This window comes from Parasynechococcus sp., from assembly GCF_042954245.1.
Classification (GTDB): Bacteria; Cyanobacteriota; Cyanobacteriia; order PCC-6307; family Cyanobiaceae; genus Parasynechococcus.
In genome coordinates this window covers 1-3,060 of the sequence record NZ_JBGKDP010000022.1, presented here as the reverse complement: position 1 = coordinate 3,060, position 3,060 = coordinate 1, and the positions used below count along the sequence as shown (strand labels likewise).

Here is a 3,060-nt window from a genome sequence, read left to right as displayed (position 1 = left end):
GGGCGGCACATCAGCGTGCGTCCCGGAGCCACCCTGCATGGCCAGAACGTGGCGGTCCCTGGCGACATCAGCGCAGCAGCCTTCTGGCTTGTGGCTGGAGCCCTGATTCCAGGCGCCGATCTCACCATCGAAAACGTAGGGCTCAATGCAACACGCACCGGGATCCTGGAGGTGCTGGAGCAGATGGGTGCCCGGATCGAGGTGCTCAACCCCCGCGACGTCGCGGGGGAACCAGTGGGCGATCTCCGGGTGACCCACGGACCCTTGAAACCCTTCAACTTTGGCGAGGAGATCATGCCCCGCCTTGTGGATGAGGTGCCGATCCTCAGCGTCGCCGCCTGTTTCTGCGAGGGCGAAAGCCGGATCAGTGGAGCGTCTGAACTGCGGGTGAAGGAAACCGATCGGCTGGCGGTGATGGCGCGTCAGCTCAAGGCCATGGGAGCCGACATTGATGAACACGACGACGGCATGACCATCCGCGGTGGTCGTCCGCTCAAGGGAGCCGTGCTGGACAGCGAAACCGATCACCGGGTGGCGATGAGCCTCAGCGTGGCAGCCATTCTCGCCGACGGCAACTCCAGTCTGGCGAGAAGCGAAGCCGCAGCCGTGTCGTATCCCTCGTTCTGGGACGAACTTGAACGGCTCCGCTGCTGAGCTCGGCGGCCTCCGCGTCTACCCGACGGCGGATGGAAGCTTCAGCCTGCACAGCGATTACTTCGGGGAAGCCTTTCACAACTCGGCGGGGGCCCTGAATGAGGCCCGGGCCAAGTTCGTCCAACCCGCGGAGCTGCAGCGCTTCAGCAGCGGCTCTAATTTAAGAATCCTGGATGTGTGCATGGGGCTCGGTTACAACACTGCCGCTGTACTGGAGGCCTTGCCGGCGGCTGAGCCGAAGTTGCAGTGGTGGGGGCTTGAGCTGGACCGCCGCCCCTTGGAACAAGCCTTGGAGCAGGTGAGCTTCCAATCCCTCTGGTCAGCCCCTGTGCTGGCGAAGCTTGAAGCCATCCGCGACCACGATGGCTGGCAGGAGCCCACCAGCCAAGGGATCCAGTTCTGGGGTGATGCCCGATCAATGCTCCAGGAGATTTCTGAGCCCGTTCGCTTTGACTTGGTGCTGTTGGACGCCTTCTCCCCCCAGCGCTGCCCGGAGCTGTGGAGCGAGGAATTCCTGGGAGCCTTGGCGCGTCGCTTAGCGCCGCAAGGAAGGTTGCTGACCTATAGCCGTTCCGCTGCGGTGCGGGCCAGCCTGAAGCGAGCGGGCTTGAGCCTGTTTTCACTGCTGCCAGCCCCCGGCGAACGGGCGGGGTGGAGCAGCGGCACCCTTGCAACTCCAGCAGACTCCGGCTGTCCTCTGGACGGCCCCGGTTGGCGCCCCCTCTCGGTGATGGAGTGGGAACACCTGCAGACGCGGGCGGCCGTGCCGTTTCGCGATCCCCAGGGCAACGCCACGGCTGAGGTCATTGTTGAGCGCCGCAGCCTTGAACAGGAGCATTGCGGTCACGAACCCACCAATGCCTGGCAAAGGCGCTGGCGCAGGGACAGTCCGTCCTGAGCTCGGTAGATTCCGCCCGTTTCCCCCTCGCTCCGTATGCTCGCCGTAGCCGTTCTGGCCGCTGGAAAAGGCACCCGCATGAAGAGCGCACTCCCGAAAGTGCTCCAACCCCTGGCGGGAGCCACCCTGGTGGAACGGGTGCTCGCCAGTGCCGGCAACCTGCAACCGGAACGGCGGCTGCTGATCGTGGGGTATCAAGCCGAACGAGTGGAGCAGCAGCTGGCTCCGCTCGGAGGCCTGGAATTTGTTCTGCAGCAGCCCCAGAACGGCACGGGCCATGCGGTGCAACAGCTGATCCCATCGCTGCAGGGCTTTGAAGGCGAACTGCTCGTGCTCAACGGCGATGTACCGCTGCTGCGACGTGAAACCGTCGACGCATTGGTGCAACAGCACCGGGCCAGCGGTGCCAATGTCACCCTGCTGACGGCACGGCTCGCGGACCCCACCGGTTACGGGCGTGTATTCGCCGATGCCAACGGCCAGGTGAGCAGCATCATTGAGCATCGCGATTGTACGGATGAGCAATGCACCAACAACCTCACCAACGCCGGGATCTACTGCTTCAACTGGACAGCTCTGGCCAACGTTCTACCGAAGCTCAGCACCGACAACGATCAGGGGGAGCTCTATCTCACCGACACGGTGGCGATGCTCCCGAAGGCCATGCACCTGGAGGTGGCCGATGCCGATGAGGTGCATGGCATCAACAACCGGCGGCAACTGGCCCAGTGCGAAGCCCTGCTGCAGCAACGGTTGCGCCACCACTGGATGAATGAAGGGGTCACCTTCATTCATCCCGCGAGTTGCACCCTCAGTGAAGGCTGCAGCTTCGGCCGCGATGTGGTGATCGAACCGCAAACCCACTTCCGTGGCCAATGCGTGATTGGCGACAACTGCCGGATTGGCCCCGGCAGCCTGATCGAGGACACGTCGGTTGGGGCCAACGTCAGTGTGGTGCACTCCGTTGTACGGGAGGCCAACGTCGGCAACGACGTTGCCATCGGCCCCTTTGCTCACCTGCGGCCTGCCGCCGATGTCGGCGATGGCTGCCGCATCGGCAACTTTGTGGAGGTGAAGAAAAGCCAGCTGGGGGCCGGCACCAAGGTGAACCACCTCAGCTACATCGGCGACGCCCAACTCGGGGAGAAGGTCAACGTGGGAGCCGGAACAATCACCGCCAACTACGACGGGGTGAACAAGCACCGCACCGTGATCGGCAGCAACAGCAAGACCGGTGCCAATTCAGTGCTGGTTGCCCCCATCAACGTCGGCGAACGCGCCACAATCGGCGCCGGGTCAACGATTACCAAGGATGTGGCGGATGGCGCCCTGGCGATTGGTCGCGCCCGCCAGATGAGCAAGGACGGCTGGGCGGAACGAAAGGTTTAATCCAGCCTTTTCAAAGGCGTGGCAACAGCGGAATTAACCGTTCCAGAGCAACACCGCGGCTGGCCTTGAGCAGCAAAACATCGCCAGAGTTCAGCCAGGCTGCCAGGGGCGCTGCGGCG

3 protein-coding genes are annotated in these 3,060 nt (G+C 63.7%); all 3 read left to right on the top strand.

Going from position 1 to position 3,060, the window contains the following annotated elements:
* On the top strand, positions 1-654 hold a 654-nt coding region (locus ACGVJ8_RS00770), incomplete at its 5' end, for a 3-phosphoshikimate 1-carboxyvinyltransferase (RefSeq protein WP_392345037.1).
* A complete protein-coding gene (locus tag ACGVJ8_RS00765) occupies positions 635-1,552 on the top strand; it encodes a tRNA (5-methylaminomethyl-2-thiouridine)(34)-methyltransferase MnmD (RefSeq protein WP_392345036.1) in 918 nt (305 codons plus the stop codon). The genes ACGVJ8_RS00770 and ACGVJ8_RS00765, both read left to right, overlap by 20 nt.
* A gap of 36 nt (positions 1,553-1,588) precedes the next feature.
* Positions 1,589-2,941 (top strand): bifunctional UDP-N-acetylglucosamine diphosphorylase/glucosamine-1-phosphate N-acetyltransferase GlmU, encoded by a 1,353-nt coding sequence (glmU, locus tag ACGVJ8_RS00760; protein ID WP_392345035.1) that lies wholly within the window; start codon positions 1,589-1,591, stop codon positions 2,939-2,941.
* The last annotated feature ends 119 nt before the right edge of the window (positions 2,942-3,060 follow it).

Excerpts from the sequence above, each read along its gene's own strand:
- glmU (WP_392345035.1), top strand. The coding sequence starts at position 1,589 with ATGCTCGCCGTAGCCGTTCTGGCCGCTGGAAAAGGCACCCGCATGAAG.